Annotated in this window: 13 protein-coding genes and 1 pseudogene; 2 read left to right on the top strand and 12 right to left on the bottom strand. The window is 71.2% G+C overall.

Annotated features, from left to right (window positions below; all coding sequences use genetic code 11):
- Nucleotides 1–37: 37 nt before the first annotated feature.
- Complete coding sequence (locus BIV24_RS09515) at nt 38–979, bottom strand: 2-hydroxyacid dehydrogenase (RefSeq protein WP_071365774.1); 942 nt, start codon at nt 977–979, stop codon at nt 38–40.
- A gap of 75 nt (nt 980–1,054) precedes the next feature.
- On the opposite strand from BIV24_RS09515, the gene BIV24_RS09510 reads away from it, so the two are divergent.
- On the top strand, nt 1,055–2,053 hold the full coding sequence (locus BIV24_RS09510; protein WP_071365773.1) for an aldo/keto reductase: 999 nt from the start codon (nt 1,055–1,057) through the stop codon (nt 2,051–2,053).
- A 164-nt stretch (nt 2,054–2,217) separates the two neighbouring features.
- Nucleotides 2,218–3,363, top strand: a complete 1,146-nt coding sequence (locus BIV24_RS09505; protein WP_071365772.1) for a PQQ-dependent sugar dehydrogenase — start codon at nt 2,218–2,220, stop codon at nt 3,361–3,363.
- Between the two features lie 15 nt (nt 3,364–3,378).
- On the opposite strand, the gene BIV24_RS09500 is transcribed toward BIV24_RS09505, so the two are convergent.
- The 11 genes and pseudogenes from BIV24_RS09500 to BIV24_RS09450 form a co-directional block, all read right to left on the bottom strand.
- The gene (locus BIV24_RS09500; protein WP_245766725.1) at nt 3,379–3,564 is read right to left on the bottom strand and encodes a DUF6191 domain-containing protein; all 186 of its coding nucleotides are present in this window, start codon (nt 3,562–3,564) and stop codon (nt 3,379–3,381) included.
- Nucleotides 3,565–3,610: 46 nt separating this feature from the next.
- The gene (locus tag BIV24_RS09495; RefSeq protein ID WP_245766724.1) at nt 3,611–6,751 is read right to left on the bottom strand and encodes a helix-turn-helix transcriptional regulator; all 3,141 of its coding nucleotides are present in this window, start codon (nt 6,749–6,751) and stop codon (nt 3,611–3,613) included.
- A 209-nt stretch (nt 6,752–6,960) separates the two neighbouring features.
- Nucleotides 6,961–7,146 carry a hypothetical protein gene (locus tag BIV24_RS09490; RefSeq protein ID WP_071365770.1) on the bottom strand — a complete coding sequence of 62 codons (186 nt, stop codon included), beginning with the start codon at nt 7,144–7,146 and terminating at the stop codon, nt 6,961–6,963.
- A 195-nt stretch (nt 7,147–7,341) separates the two neighbouring features.
- Complete coding sequence (locus BIV24_RS34270; protein ID WP_071365769.1) at nt 7,342–7,989, bottom strand: hypothetical protein; 648 nt, start codon at nt 7,987–7,989, stop codon at nt 7,342–7,344.
- Nucleotides 7,990–8,038: 49 nt separating this feature from the next.
- Nucleotides 8,039–8,614 carry a GNAT family N-acetyltransferase gene (locus BIV24_RS09480; protein WP_071365768.1) on the bottom strand — a complete coding sequence of 192 codons (576 nt, stop codon included), beginning with the start codon at nt 8,612–8,614 and terminating at the stop codon, nt 8,039–8,041.
- Nucleotides 8,592–10,832 (bottom strand): MMPL family transporter, encoded by a 2,241-nt coding sequence (locus tag BIV24_RS09475; protein WP_071365767.1) that lies wholly within the window; start codon nt 10,830–10,832, stop codon nt 8,592–8,594. Before BIV24_RS09475 ends, BIV24_RS09480 begins: the two co-directional genes overlap by 23 nt.
- Before the next feature lie 271 nt (nt 10,833–11,103).
- Nucleotides 11,104–12,618, bottom strand: a complete 1,515-nt coding sequence (gatB, locus tag BIV24_RS09470) for an Asp-tRNA(Asn)/Glu-tRNA(Gln) amidotransferase subunit GatB (protein ID WP_071365766.1) — start codon at nt 12,616–12,618, stop codon at nt 11,104–11,106.
- Nucleotides 12,619–12,633: 15 nt separating this feature from the next.
- Nucleotides 12,634–12,876, bottom strand: a complete 243-nt coding sequence (locus BIV24_RS09465; protein ID WP_071365765.1) for a hypothetical protein — start codon at nt 12,874–12,876, stop codon at nt 12,634–12,636.
- Nucleotides 12,873–14,375 (bottom strand): Asp-tRNA(Asn)/Glu-tRNA(Gln) amidotransferase subunit GatA, encoded by a 1,503-nt coding sequence (gatA, locus tag BIV24_RS09460; protein WP_071365764.1) that lies wholly within the window; start codon nt 14,373–14,375, stop codon nt 12,873–12,875. Before gatA ends, BIV24_RS09465 begins: the two co-directional genes overlap by 4 nt.
- Nucleotides 14,376–14,381: 6 nt before the next feature.
- On the bottom strand, nt 14,382–14,678 hold the full coding sequence (gene gatC / locus BIV24_RS09455) for an Asp-tRNA(Asn)/Glu-tRNA(Gln) amidotransferase subunit GatC (RefSeq protein WP_071365763.1): 297 nt from the start codon (nt 14,676–14,678) through the stop codon (nt 14,382–14,384).
- Nucleotides 14,679–14,853: 175 nt separating this feature from the next.
- Nucleotides 14,854–15,162, bottom strand: a pseudogene (locus tag BIV24_RS09450) (DUF4267 domain-containing protein); the annotation flags it as partial.
- Between the last annotated feature and the right edge of the window lie 11 nt (nt 15,163–15,173).

Here is a 15,173-nt window from a genome sequence, read left to right as displayed (position 1 = left end):
CGGGCCGGTCCTCCCCGTGCCGTCTCCGCTCCGTGCCCTACGCGCCGGTCGTCGATATCACGTTCTCCATCGGTTCCCCCTGCACGAAACGGTTCAGCTGAGCGCTCAGAAGGCGCTTGGCGCGGGGCCAGAACGCCGAAGTGGGGCCGCCGACATGGGGGCTTATGAGCACGCCGGGCGCATGCCAGAGGGGGTGCCCCTCGGGCAGCGGTTCGGGGTCGGTCACGTCCAGGGCCGCCGTGATGCGGCCGGTCTCCAGCTCGGCCAGCAGCGCCTTGGTGTCCACGACGCCGCCGCGGGCCACGTTGACCAGCAGCGCACCGTCCTTCATCCGGGCCAGGAAGTCCGCGTTGACCAGGCCCTTCGTCTCATCCGTGAGGGGTGTGGCGAGCACCACGACATCGGCGTCGGGAAGAAGTTCCGACAATCGGGAGATGGGATGCACAAGACCGCGCGCTGTCTCGCGCTCGCGGCGCGCGACGCGCGCCACCCGCGCGAGCTCGAACGGCGCGAGCCGGTCCTCTATGGCGGCGCCCACGGACCCGTATCCCACGATGAGGACGGACTTGTCGGCGAGCGCCGGACGGAACCCGGCGCGCCACTCCCCCCGGTCCTGGCCCCGGACGAAGTCGGGTATGCCGCGCAGCGAGGCGAGGATCAGGGTCAGCGCGAGTTCGGCGGTGCTGGCGTCGTGCACCCCGCGTGCGTTGCACAACTGCACGCCCCTGGGCAGCAGATGGAGGCCCGGCTGCACATGGTCGACGCCGGCGGAGAGGGTCTGCACGACGCGGACGGACGTCATCGCGGCCATGGGGCGCACCGCTGTCTCACTGCCCTTCATGTAGGGCACGACGTACAGCACGCAGTCGGCCGGGTCCGCTGGGAACTCCTGGGCGCCGTTCCAGAAGCGGTAAGTGGGACCCTCGGGGAGGCCCTCTACTTCGTCGGTGCGGAACGGAAGCCAAACATCGTCAGTCATGGTCAGGAGGCTATGCGAAGGGTCCGGAACCGCATTGGTTAGTTTGGGGTGCCAGGAAAGGGAGGGCACGGCCAGGTGGAGCGCAGGACGATCGGCGCGGCAACGCTCGAGGTGGGGGCCGTCGGACTCGGGTGCATGCCGATGAACTGGGCGTACTCCGGTTCGCTGCAAAGGGGCGACGAGTCGCTGCGGGCGGTGCACCGGGCGCTCGATCAGGGGGTGACGCTGCTCGACACGGCCGACATGTACGGGCCGTTCACCAACGAGCTGCTGGTGGGCCGGGTGCTGAAGGAGCGGCGCACCGAGGCGTTCGTGTCGACCAAGGTCGGCCTGCTGGTGGGCGAGCAGCACATCGTGGCCAACGGCCGCCCCGGCTATGTGAAACGGGCCTGTGACGCTTCGCTGCGACGCCTGCAGACCGACGTCATCGATCTTTACCAGCTGCACCGTGCGGACCCCGAGGTCCCCGTCGAGGAGACCTGGGGCGCCATGGCGGAGCTGGTGCGGGCGGGCAAGGTACGGGCGCTGGGACTGTGCGCGGTGGGCGTGCGCGGCAGGCGGCGGACCGGGGCCCGGCTGTACGACGGCACTCTGCGGCAGCTGGAGCGGGTGCAGCAGGTCTTCCCGGTGAGCGCGGTGGAGGCCGAGCTGTCGGTGTGGTCGACAGAGGCGCTGGACGCGCTGGTGCCGTGGTGCACGGCGCGCGGGGTCGGCTTCCTGGCGGCGATGCCGCTCGGCAACGGCTTCCTGACCGGGACGCTGACCCCGGGCAGTGGCTTCGAGCCGGACGATCTGCGCGCCCGTCATCCCCGTTTCACGGCCGAGATGATGGCGGCGAACCAGCCGATCGTGGCCGGCCTGAGGCGGGTGGCCCGCCGCCACGGCGCGGACGTCACACCCGCCCAGGTGGCGCTGGCCTGGGTGCTGGCGCAGGGGCGGCACGTGGTCCCGGTACCGGGCGCCAAGCGGGAGCGCTGGGTCACGGAGAACGCGCGCGCGGCCACGCTGCGGCTGACGCCTGAGGACCTGACGGAACTGGCAGAGCTGCCGGCGGCGCAGGGCTCCTGGGACTGAGCGGGGACACGCCTTCCCGAGGGCCCTGGGGCGCCCGCCCCGGACGGTACCGGGCCCGGAAGCCGCTTCGACTCCGATCGACCGGGAACCATGGAGCAACGGGCGGTGTAGGGAAAGAGAAGAAGCCCCCTGGCGAAGGGAATCGGATCGTGCAACGTCGAGCTGTGTCGGCCGTGTTGGCCGCTACCGCGCTCCTGCTGGCGGCCGGCTGCTCCTCGGGCGGCAAAGACGGCCCGGGCGGCGGCAAGAGCGTGACGTCGGGTGGTACGACACCGGGGTCGCCCTCCGCTCCGGCGGGCGAAGGGACCCGGCCGGCGAAGGGATCGGTCCGCGTGGTGCGGACGGTCGCCGAAAACCTCAACACGCCCTGGGGCCTCGCCCCGCTGCCCGACGGCGGACTGCTGGTCTCCTCCCGGAACGACGGGACGATCGCGCGGATCGACGAGAAGTCCGGGAAGAAGACGGAGCTGGGCGCGGTGCCCGGAGTCTCGATAGCCGGCGAGGGCGGCCTGCTGGGTATCGTCCTCTCCCCCGGCTACGCCTCGGACCACCTGGTCTACGCGTACATCACGACGGACTCCGACAATCGCATCGTCAGCATGCTGTACGACGCGAAGAGACCGGCCGGTAACCAGCTGGGCGCGCCGAACACGGTCTTCAAGGGCATCCCCAAGGGTGACTTCCACAACGGCGGACGGATCGCGTTCGGACCGGACGGGATGCTGTACGCGAGTACGGGTGAGACGGGCAACCGCGGCCTGGCCCAGGACAGGAACTCGCTCGGCGGCAAGATTCTGCGCATGACCCCGGAGGGCGAGCCGGCCCCCGGCAACCCCTTCGGCGAGTCGCCCGTCCTCTCCTACGGCCACCGCAACGTCCAGGGCCTGGCCTGGGACGACAAACAACGCCTGTTCGCCTCGGAGTTCGGCCAGGACGCCTGGGACGAGCTGAACGCAATCAAGCCGGGCGACGATTACGGCTGGCCGGAGGCCGAGGGGAAGTCGTCGAACCCCAAGTACCACAACCCGATCGCCCAGTGGCACACCAGCGAGGCTTCCCCCAGCGGCATCGCCTACGCCGGGGGCTCGATCTGGATGGCGAGCCTGCGCGGTGAGCGGCTGTGGCGCATCCCGCTCAAGGGCACCGAGGCCTCCGCGCCGCCGCAGGCGTTCCTCGAGGACACATACGGCCGCCTCCGCACGGTGGTTCCGGCGGGCGGCAACAGACTGTGGCTGACGACCAGCAACACGGACGGCCGGGGCGGTCGGTCGACGGGCGACGACCGGATCCTTGAGGTGGAGGTGTCGTAGGGCGGGCGGCCGGGCTCAGTCCGGGCTCGCTGCCGGGTCGGCGTCCTCCGGTTTCGACAGACGTATGAGCACCTTGCCCGACGCCAGGTCGATCGGCCCGCGACCCCCGTCGCCGTCCGTCACGTCCACCCGGGTCAGTTCCAGGCGCTTGTTCTCGTCATGGGTGTGCTTGCGGCCCGGTGCGAAGAGTTCCTCGAACATGTTGAACACGGCGCCTCCCTCGGCCCGGATCCTGACAGCCTAAGCCTCACCCCGCTGCCGGGACAGCGGGCGCCTCGGGCGGGAACAACGCCAGCCGGTGGGCCAGCGCCGCCGCCTCCCCGCGGCCCGACACGCCCAGCTTGGCGAGGATGTTCGACACATGGACGCTGGCCGTCTTCGGGGAGATGAACAGCTCCTCGGCTATCTGGCGGTTGGTGCGGCCGGCCGCGACCAGGCGGAGCACGTCCCGTTCGCGGTGGGTGAGCCCCAGGGACTCGGCCGGGTCCAGTACGGCCGGCTCCGCGGTGCGCGACAGTGTGAGGCGGGCCCGCCCGGCGAGCTGGGCGACCGACTCGGCGAGCGGCCGGGCACCGAGATGCTCGGCCACCGCACCGGCCAGCCGCAGCAGCTCGGTGGCCCGCTCGCGCGCGTCCTCGCCGCCGCCCGGGGCCAGCAGGGACGCGGCGAGGCGATGGCGGGCGCGGGCCAGGTCGTAGGGGCGGTCGAGGACCTCGAACGCGGCCACGACCTCGGACCAGTCCTGCGGCCCGCCGCGGCCCTCGGCGCGCAGCAGTTCGGCGCGGACCCAGCGCTCGTGCGCCTGCCACACCGGCACATTGGCGGTGAGCGCCTTGGCTGCCCCGCGGATCCGCTCCAGGGCCTCGGCGCGGCCCGGCTCGGCGGCGGGCAGGCCGAAGGCGTCCGCCTCGGCGGTGGCGGCAGCGAGCAGCAGCGGCCAGCCGTAGCGCTGAGTGCCCGTCGGGAGGCCCGCGTCGAGAGCCTTGCCGAGGGTGGCGCGGGCATCGGCGAGGCGGCCCTCTCCGGCCGCGATCCCGAGGGCGAGGTGCGCCAGCGGCAGCCGGTGCTGCGGCATGGTGTCGTGCGTACCGAGGTACTCGCGTGCGGCGGTGAGTTGACGCCCGGCCTCCGCCAGGTCGCCCCCGGCGAGGGCGAGATGGGCGTGCCGCGTGGCCCCCCAGCCGAGCGGCATGGCGCTCTGAACGACGCGTTGCGAGGCGGTCGCGGCCTCGGCGGCCTCGTCCCAGCGGCCCAGTGAGTAGAGGGATTCACCGAGGTTGCCCCACATCCAGGCCTCGGTGTCCGCCAGGCCCAGTCTCCGGGTGAGGTCGAGCCCCTGGCGGAGCACCTCGACGGCCTCCCGGGAGCGGCCGATGCCCTCCAGATGGGACGGCAGGTTCACATGGAGGCGGCCCGTCACCTGCGCGTTGCCGAGGACCTCGGCCTGCTCCTTGACCTCGTACATCTGCGCGAGCCCGGTGTCGATGTCACCCGCCTCGACGAACAGACCGCCCAGGGTGAGGCGCGCGTTCAGCTCGATGTCCTGGGCGCCCACCATGCGCGCGTACTCCACGGCGCGCTCGGCGGCCGAGAACGCGTCGGGGCCGGGAACGTGCAGCATCGACCAGGTGGCGACCAGGGCAAGGACCTCGGCGTGCACTTCCGAGGGCGGCAGTCCGCGCACCAGCTGCTGGGCGGTGGTGAGTTCCTCCCAGCCGTCGCTGCGGGACGTGTGCTGCATCAGCCGCGCGCGCTGGACCCAGAACCAGGCGGCCCGGAGGGGGTCGTTCTCCTCCTCCAGGAGGTGCAGGGCGCGCTTGGTGATCTTCAGGGCGCGCTCGCGCTCCCCGCACAGGCGGCCCGCGACGGCGGCCTCCGCCATCAGGTCGAGGTAGTGCAGGCACCCGGTCGCCGGGTCGCAGGCGGAGGGCGGATACGCCTCGGCGTAGTCCAGTGGGCGCAGAGCGGCGCGTACGGGCTCGGGGGTGATGTCCCACAGCTCCATCGCGCGCTCCAGCAGCCGCAGTCGCTCGGAGTGGGCGTGCCGGCAGCGGGCTTCCACGGCGGCGTCGAGGACGGCGGGCAAGGCCTTGGCGGCATCGTGCGCGTGGTACCAGTAGCTGGCCAGGCGTGGGGCGCGTTGGTCGGCCGGTACGAGCGTGGGGTCGGCCTCCAAAGCCTCGGCGTACCGCCGGTTGAGGCGGGAGCGTTCGCCGGGGAGCAGGTCGTCGCTGACTGCCTCGCGGACGAGGGAGTGACGGAAGCGGTAGCCGTCGCCGTCGGGCGCGGCGAGCAGGATGTTGGCGCCGACCGCGGCGCGCAGGGCCTCGATGAGGTCGTCTTCGGCGAGCCGGGCGGCGGCCGCGAGGAGGCGGTGCTCGACGGTGGAACCGCCCTCGGCGACGATCCGGGCGACGCGCTGCGCCGTTTCCGGCAGTTTCTCGATGCGGACGAGGAGGAGGTCGCGCAGGGAGTCGGTCAGGCCCGCGTGACCGTCCTCGCAGGAGGCGACCGCCAGTTCCTCCACGAAGAAGGCGTTGCCGTCGGAGCGTTCGAAGATCTCGTCGACCTGAGCGGGGTCGGGCTCGGCGGCGAGGATACCGGCGATCTGGCGTTCGACCTCGGTGCGGTTGAACCGGCCGAGTTCGATGCGGCGGACCGTGCGGAGCCGGTCGAGTTCGGCCAGGAGGGGACGCAGAGGGTGGCGGCGGTGGATGTCGTCGGAGCGGTAGGAGGCGATGACGACAAGGCGGCCGCTGCGCAGCGTGCGGACGAGGTAGGCGAGCAGGTGGCGGGTGGAGGCGTCGGCCCAGTGAAGGTCCTCCAGGGCGAGGACGACGGTGCGGCGGGCGGCGACGCGCTCCAGCAGGCGGGCGGTGAGCTCGAAGAGACGGGCCGTGCCGTCCTCGTCGTCCCAGGGTCCGTGGCGCGACACGCCCATCTCGGGCAGCAGCCGGGCCAGTTCCTCCTCCTGGCCGGCGGCCGCCTCGGCCAGTTCCTCGGGAAGCTGGCGGCGCAGGGCGCGCAGGGCGGTGGAGAACGGGGCGAAGGGCAATCCGTCGGCGCCGATCTCGACGCAGCCGCCCAACGCGACGACCGCGTCCTCGCGGGCGGCCGCGGCGGCGAACTCCTCGATCAGCCGGGTCTTGCCGACGCCGGCCTCACCGCCGACGAGCAGCGCCTGCGGCTCTCCCCCCGTGCTGAACGCCTCGGAAGTACCCCCACCGGCAGCGCGGGCGAGCGCGTCGTGCAACACCCCCAACTCATCGGCTCTACCGACGAACACAGGGCTGACGGACCTGGTCTCCACACCCCCGAGGATCGCACGAGGCCCTGCCGACGCGGCACCGAATATCGCCTTCCGGGCACCGGGGCCGTCGGCCCGCATCATCGGCGCCGCCCTCTCTTCCGGCACAGACGTCATGCGGCCCCCGCAAGCCACCCTCTTCGCGGACGCCACAGCGGCCGTCCCGGACGGTGCCGGGACGGCCGCTGTGGCTGGTCGGCCGGATCTGGCCCGCGTCGTTGCGGCGGCCGTCGCGCGATCGGTGGCGGGGAGCGCGGCACCCGCGGCGTCGTACTCCCCCGCCTGCCCGCTCATGCGGCGCGGGCGACGCGGAGTCGGCGCCGTCGGCCACTATGGGATCGGTCCTCCGCTTCGATTTCACCGTCGGTCTCGCGGGCGGCGCGGCGCTGCCGCAGGGACTCGCGCGCCAGCCGGTAGTCGTCCGCCTCACGGATCAGCTCGGCGGAGTGGATCCGTTGCAGCTCGTACTCGATCATGATGTCTCCTCTGGAAAGACCGGATGGGGGCATCGCCTTTGCGATGCCCCCACCTTCGTCCCCCAGAGGGATCCGCCGCATCGGGAGAGTTCCGCATCTTCCGTGGCGCGCGGGGGCCTTAGACACGCGTGAGGGGCCTTGGTGCTTCCCTAAGGTCTCACGGAAGTCCTAAGGCCCCTCAGGACCTGCGCAGGGTCAGCCGACGGACGGCAGTCCGAGCAGGATGTCGGTGTACTTCAGGACGGCCAGCAGCAGCCCGATGACACCCAGGGCGATACCGCCCCAGGCGACCGACTTGATCCAGGCGGCCTGCGGTTTGCCGGGCGCCCCGAAGGCCGGGCGGGCCAGCACCACGACGCCCACGATCAGCGCGGCCAGCGCGAACAGGCCGCCCCACAGGGCGGTCGCTTGCCAGGCGTCGCCGTACACCGCCTTGATCTGACTGCCGATGCCCGCCGTGGTCTGGGTCCTGAGCTGGCCCAGCAGGGTCGCGCGCGCGGAGGCCACGGTGGATACCCAGCTGCCGGAGAGGGAGATCACCCCGAGCCCGGCGGAGACGACCGCCCCGGCTCCCTGGCCCACACCGGAGGGCCCCTCCTGGGCCTTCTCCTGGGCCGCCTCCGTGGCGGTCTCCTCGGCCTGGACCGCCTCCGTTGCGGTCTCCTCGGCCTGGGTCACCTCCGTGGCGGTCTCCTCGGCCTGGACCGCCTCCGTTGCGGTCTCCTCGGCCTGGGCCGCCTCCGTGGCGGTCTCCTCGGCCTGGGTCACCTCCGCCTTCGTCTCGTCGTTCGTCACCTCGGCGCCGGTCTCGGCCCCTGCCTCGTCAACTGTCTTGGTTCCCATGCCTCGCACCGTATGGACGCTGTCTGAGAGGTCTCTTAATGATCGCTTTTCAGTGATCGTTGTGAGCGGCACGCGCGCGTGCGTCGCGCCACTCGGGGGCGAGCGCCGACCAGACCTCCATGTCCTGGCGTACACCCCGGTACAGGAAGCTTTCGCGGAGCACGCCCTCACGGGTCATGCCCAGCCGTCGCGCCACCTTGATGCTCGGCTCGTTCGCGGACGACGCCTGCCACTCCACACGGTGCAGGCCGCGCTCGTCAAACGCCCAGTCGATGAGCACCCGGGCCCCCCGCGTGACCAGTCCTCGCCCGGAGGCGGCGGGCTCCAGCCAGCAGCCGATCTCGCAGTTGCCGCCCTCGGCGTCGAAGATGCGGAACAGCACTCCGCCGACCAGCTTCGCGTCCAGCCACAGCCCGTGCAGGAAGCCACTGTCCGCGGCTCGCTTGTCGGCGTACGACTGCAGCATGGCGCGCGCGCTGTCCACGTCCGTGACGTTCACCCCGAACGGGATGTGCTGGGTGATGAACTCGCGCCCGCGGTCGAGGTGGGCGAGGAACTCCTCGGCGTGCCAGGGCTCCAGAGGTCGCAGCTCGGCTCCGTCGTCACCCAGGGATATCGCGTACATCCTGCTGCTGCTCCTTCACCAGTACATCCATCAGTGCGTCGTCGTGCGCGTTCTTCCCCGGAACTGTCGCACGGCCCTCCGGCGGCTCGATGCTGATGTGCGGCAGCCGGCGCTCCAGCCAGGACGGCAGCCACCAGTTGGCGCCGCCGAGCAGGTGCATCAGGGCGGGGACGAGAAGCGTGCGCAGGACGAAGGCGTCCAGGGCGACGGCCGAGGCGAGCGCGATACCGAACATGGCGATCACACGGTCGCCGCTGAGCACGAAGGCGAGGAAGACGGAGATCATGATGACCGCCGCCGAGTTGATGACCCGGCCGGTCTCGGCCAGGCCGACGCGCACGGCGCGCCGGTTGTCGCCGGTCGCCAGCCACTCCTCGTACATGCGGCTGACCAGGAACACCTGGTAGTCCATGGAGAGCCCGAAGAGCACCGAAACCATGATCACGGGGAGGAAGGGCTCGATCGGTCCGCCCCGGCCGAGGCCCAGCAGTTCGCTTCCCCAGCCCCACTGGAAGATCGCGACGACCACGCCGAACGCGGAGGCGACGGCGGCGACGTTCATCACGGCGGCCTTCAGCGGGATGGCCAGGGACCGGAAGGCGAGCAGGAGCAGCACACAGCCCAGGCTGATCACCACCCCCACGAACAGCGGCAGCTGGCCGACGATCACGCCCGCGAAGTCGTCGTAGGCCGCCGTCGTCCCGCCCACGGCCAGGTCGAGCGTGGTGCCCTTCTCGGCGCGCGGCAGCACCTCGGAGCGCAGCCGGTCCACGAGGTCGCTGGTGTGCTGGGACTGCGGGGCGAAGTCCGGGACGACGGTGAGGTACGCCATGTCGCCGCTGCTGTTGTACGTCGCCGGGGTCACGGAGGCGACCCCCTGAGTGGCCGCGAGCGTGCTGTCGAGGTGGTCGAGCGCGAGCTTGTCCTCGGCGCTGCCGACCCGGGTGACGAGGGTGAGCGGGCCGTTGGCGCCGGGCCCGAATCCGTCGGCTATGAGGTCGTACGCCTGCCGGGTGGTCGACGACTTCGGGCCGTTGCCCTGGTCGGCGGTGCCCAGGTGGAGGGAGAGCGTGGGGAGGGCAAGGAGGGCCATGACGGACACGGCCACGACGCCCAGCTTCTTGGGGTGGCGTTCGACGAACGCGGACCAGCGGGCGGCGAACCCTCCCGGCACCTCCGGTTCGGGCCCGTTCTCGTCCAGCCTGCGCCGCTCGCGCCTGCTGAGGGCACGGGGACCGATGAAGGACAGGAGGGCGGGCAGCAGGGTCACGGAGGCCGCGACGGTGAGGAGGACGGTGAGACAGGCCGCGACCGCGACGCCGTTGAGGAAGCCGAGCCGCAGGATCAGCATGCCGAGGAGCGCGATGCACACCGTGGCGCCCGCGAAAACAACGGCCCGGCCGGTGGTGGCGACGGCGCCCACGGCGGACTCCGTCACCGGCATGCCCCGCTTCAGGTTCCGGCGGTGCCGGGTCACGATGAACAGGGCGTAGTCGATGCCGACGCCGAGCCCGATCAGCATGCCGAGCATGGGCGCGAAGTCGGCGACGGTCATGGCGTGCCCGAGCAGCGCGGTGCCGGCGTACGCGGTGCCGACGCTGATCAGCGCGGTCGCGATGGGCAGCATGGAGGCGGCGAGCGAGCCGAAGGCGAGGAAGAGGACCAGGGCGGCGACGGCCACGCCGACGGCCTCGGCGAGGTGCCCGCTCGGCGCGTTGGTGAGGCCGATCGCGCTGCCGCCCAGTTCGACCCGCAGCCCGTCGGTCTCCGCGGCCTTGGCGGTGGCGACGACGGCCTGGGCCTCGCCCTTGCCGATGTTCTCGGTCTGCTCGTCGAAGGTGATCGTGGCGTACGCGGTGCGGCCGTCGCGGCTGATCTGGCCGCTGTGGCTGCCTTCGTACGGGCTGGTGACGGACGCGATGCCGGGCAGTTCCGCGATCTTGTCCAGGGTGCGGGTCATCGTCTGCTCGACGGCGGGGGCGCGCACGCTGCCCGGGCTGGTGCGCCATACGACGGTGTCGGTGTCGCCGTCGTGGCCGGGGAAGCCCTCCTGGAACAGCTCGGCGGCGCGGCCCGCCTCGGTGCCGGGGGCGTCGTAGTGGTTCGAGTACGCGGAACCCGTGACCGCGGCGGCGGCGCTGACTCCACCGAAGGCCAACAGCCAGAGCAGCACCGCGGCGAGGCGGTGGCGGACACACCAGCGTGCGAGGGCTGCCACGGACGCGCTCCCTGGGAATGGTTTGTGGATCTTTGCCCGGGAGCAGACGCTAATGGAACTGAACAGCCAGCAAAGAACGAATGAGCAATCCCTGCCACTCTTGCAGCCAGAAGAGATCGTTTGTCGCTTTCGTGGGGTTCTTCACAGGAGTGGGACTCAATTCACACGGCGATCGCGGCAACTCCGTCGCCACATAAGGCTTTTGTAAATGCACCGGGGGCGGTACATCGGATTCGATGTACCGCCCCCGGCGGCCGTTCCGCGGCTTTTCTCAGCCCTCGGCGACGCCCAGCTTCTCCAGGATCAGCTCCTTGACGCGGGCGGCGTCCGCCTGGCCTCGGGTGGCCTTCATGACCGCGCCGACCAGGGCGCCGGCCGCGGCCACCTTGCCGCCACGGATCTTGTCCGCGATGGCCGGGTTCCCGGCGATGGCCTCGTCGACGGCGGTGGTCAGGGCGCCTTCGTCGGAGACGACCTTCAGACCGCGCTTCTCGACGACCTCGTCCGGGGTGCCCTCGCCCGCGAGGACGCCCTCGATGACCTGGCGGGCCAGCTTGTCGTTGAGGTCGCCGTCAGCCACGAGCCGGGTGACGCGGGCGACTTGCTGCGCATTGATGGGCAGCTCGTCCAGGGCCTTGCCCGACTCGTTGGCGTGACGGGCCAGTTCACCCATCCACCACTTGCGCGCGGACGCCGCGTCGGCGCCTTCCTCGATCGTCGCGACGATCAGGTCGAGTGCGCCGGCGTTGAGGATCGCCTGCATGTCGGTCGCGGAGATCCCCCACTCCTCGAGCAGCCGGTTGCGGCGCACGAGGGGCAGCTCCGGCAGCGAGCCACGCAGTTCCTCGACCCACGCGCGCGCGGGCGCGACCGGGACCAGGTCCGGCTCGGGGAAGTACCGGTAGTCCTCGGCCTCTTCCTTCACACGGCCCGAGGTCGTCGAGCCCGTGTCCTCGTGGAAGTGGCGGGTCTCCTGGATCACCGTGCCGCCGCCCCCGAGGACCGCGGCGTGGCGCTGGATCTCGAAGCGGCAGGCACGCTCGACGGAGCGCAGCGAGTTGACGTTCTTGGTCTCGCTCCGCGTGCCGAACTTCTCGGCGCCCTTGGGCATCAGCGACAGGTTCACGTCGCAGCGCATCTGGCCCATCTCCATACGGGCCTCGGAGACGCCGAGCGCACGGATCAGCTCGCGCAGCTCGCGGACGTACGCCTTCGCCACCTCGGGCGCGCGCTCGCCGGCGCCGACGATCGGCTTGGTGACGATCTCGATGAGCGGAATGCCGGCGCGGTTGTAGTCCAGCAGGGAGTGGGACGCGCCGTGGATACGGCCGGTGGCGCCGCCGACGTGGGTCGACTTGCCGGTGTCCTCCTCCATGTGGGCGCGCTCGATCTCCACGCGGAAGGTCTCGCCGTCCTCCAGCTGCACGTCGAGGTAGCCGTTGAAGGCGATCGGCTCGTCGTACTGGGAGGTCTGGAAGTTCTTCGGCATGTCCGGATAGAAGTAGTTCTTCCGGGCAAAGCGGCACCACTCGGCGATCTCGCAGTTCAGCGCGAGACCGATCCTGACGGCGGACTCCACGCCGGTCGCGTTGACGACCGGGAGCGAGCCGGGCAGGCCGAGGCAGGTGGGGCAGGTCTGCGAGTTCGGCTCGGCGCCGAGCGCCGTCGAACAGCCGCAGAACATCTTGGTCTTGGTGCCGAGTTCGACATGGACCTCAAGGCCCATGACGGGGTCGTACGACGCCAGCGCGTCCTCGTACGACACCAAGTCGGTCAGGGTGGTCACGGTGAAACTTCCCTCTCAGCCCAGCAGGACGTCGTCGTCGCCCAGCCGCTTCAACTCGCGGACGAGAAGGGCGAGACCGGTGACGATGGCGGCGGCGGACACGGCGGCGTCGAGTAGCCGCAGCGTGTCGTGCTCGCGGCGGGCCTTCTTGACCTGCTTCGCGACGCCGAACACGCCATAGGCGGTGGTGGCCATGGACAGGTACGTACCGGACTTGGACTGCTTGAAGCCCTTGGCCTTGGACAGTGCCTTACTCACAGCGACGGAGCCTCCTCGAGAAGCGGGTGCCCCCACTGTTCCACGAAGGCCGCTTCGACGGCGGCGCCGACCTTGTACAGCCGGTCGTCCTTCATCGCCGGGGCGATGATCTGCAGACCGACCGGGAGGTTGTCCTCCGGCGCGAGGCCGCAGGGCAGCGACATGGCGGCGTTGCCGGCCATGTTGACCGGGATGGTGCACAGGTCCGCCAGGTACATGGCCATCGGGTCGTCGGCGCGCTCGCCGATCGGGAAGGCGGTGGTGGGGGTCGTGGGCGACACGATCACATCCACCTGCTCGAACGACTTCTCGAAGTCGCGGGTGATGAGCGTGCGGACCTTCTGGGCGGAGCCGTAGTACGCGTCGTAGTAGCCGGAGCTGAGGGCGTACGTGCCGAGCATGATGCGGCGCTTGACCTCGGGACCGAAGCCCGCCTCACGGGTGAGGGAGGTGACCTCCTCGGCGGAGTGCGAGCCGTCGTCGGCGACGCGCAGGCCGTAGCGCAGACCGTCGAAGCGGGCGAGGTTGCTGGAGCACTCGCTCGGGGCGATCAGGTAGTACGCGGCCAGCGCCAGGTCGAAGGACGGGCAGTCCAGCTCGACGATCTCGGCGCCCAGCTCCTTGAGGAGCGCGACGGCCTCGTCGAAGCGCTGCACGACGCCGGCCTGGTAGCCCTCGCCGCGGAACTGCTTGACCACACCGATGCGCATGCCCTGCACGGAGCCGTTGCGCGCGGCCTCGACGACCGGCGGCACCGGGGCGTCGACGGAGGTGGAGTCGAGCGGGTCGTGTCCGGCGATGGCCTCGTGCAGGAGGGCGGCGTCCAGGACCGTACGGGCGCAGGGACCGCCCTGGTCGAGGCTGCTGCTGAAGGCGACCATGCCGAAGCGGGAGACGGCGCCGTACGTCGGCTTGACGCCGACCGTACCGGTGACGGACGCGGGCTGACGGATGGAGCCGCCGGTGTCGGTGCCGATGGCGAGCGGGGCCTGGAAGGAGGCGAGCGCGGCGCTCGACCCGCCGCCGGAGCCACCGGGGATGCGGGTGAGGTCCCAGGGGTTGCCCGTGGGCCCGTAGGCACTGTTCTCGGTGGAGGACCCCATGGCGAACTCGTCCATGTTGGTCTTGCCGAGGATGACGATGTCGGCGGCCTTCAGCCGCTTGGTGAGGGTGGCGTCGTACGGCGGGATCCAGCCCTCGAGGATCTTCGAGCCGACGGTCGTCGGAACGCCCTCGGTGGTGAAGATGTCCTTGAGCGCCAGCGGCACGCCGGCCAGCGGGCCGAGCTTCTCGCCGCGCTCACGCTTCGCGTCGACGGCGCGGGACTGCGCCAGGGCGCCCTCACGGTCGACGTGCAGGAAGGCGTGCACCTTCTCGTCGACGGCCTCGATACGGGCCAGATGGGCCTCGGTGACCTCGACGGCGGTGAGCTCGCCGGAGGCGATCTTCTCGGCGGTCTCGGCGGCGGTGAGCCGGATGATGCTGTTCTTGTCCGTCATGACGGGCTACTCCTCCCCCAGGATCTGCGGCACCTTGAAACGCTGCTGCTCCTGGGCCGGGGCGCCGGACAGCGCCTGCGCGGGGGTGAGCGACGGACGGACCTCGTCCGCGCGCATGACGTTCGTCAGCGGCAGCGGGTGGGAGGTCGGCGGTACGTCTTGGTCGGCGACCTCGCCGACGCGGGCGACCGCGCCGATGATGTCGTCGAGCTGGCCAGCGAAGTGCTCGAGCTCTTCGGGCTTCAGCTCCAGACGCGCCAGCCGGGCGAGGTGGGAGACCTCCTCGCGCGTAATGCCAGGCATGCAGCGATCCTCTGGGGTGAGTGTGTGTGGTTTGGGCTCAATCCTATGGCGCGGGGCCCCGTGCCCGTGAAACGGATTCCCGGGGACGGCCGCACTCGCCTGACGGCCGTCCCGGGCGGCGCCCTGCGGGAAGTGGTTGTCGTACGGCTCCAGCACCTCGGGCGAAGGGGCGCGATCAGACGGCGAAGAGCAGCCCGGCACTGATCAGCACGACCATGGCCGTGGCGAAGTGGATCCCGAAGGCCACGGCCCTGGTGCCGCCATGGCGCAGCACTGTCAGCGTGTCTCCGAGCGGCATGATCGCGACGGCCGGCATGTACCAGGCCTCGGCGCGCGCACCGGCGAACGCGAGAAGAGCCGGGCCCAGGAGGCCGAAGGTGCCGTCCCTGAGGCCCTTGATCGTGAGGTAGGCGGCGTCGCTGTCCTTGGGGTTCCGGCCGGTGCGGCGAATGGGGTCCCCCTGCTCGAAGAGCTTTGGGGGAGGCGTGCCGGGCG

Origin of the sequence: Streptomyces colonosanans, assembly GCF_001866645.1 — a bacterium.
In the GTDB taxonomy this organism is placed as follows: Bacteria; Actinomycetota; Actinomycetes; order Streptomycetales; family Streptomycetaceae; genus Streptomyces; species Streptomyces colonosanans.
The sequence above is the reverse complement of the archived record's forward strand: the minus strand, read 5'-3'. Positions and strand labels throughout refer to the sequence as shown.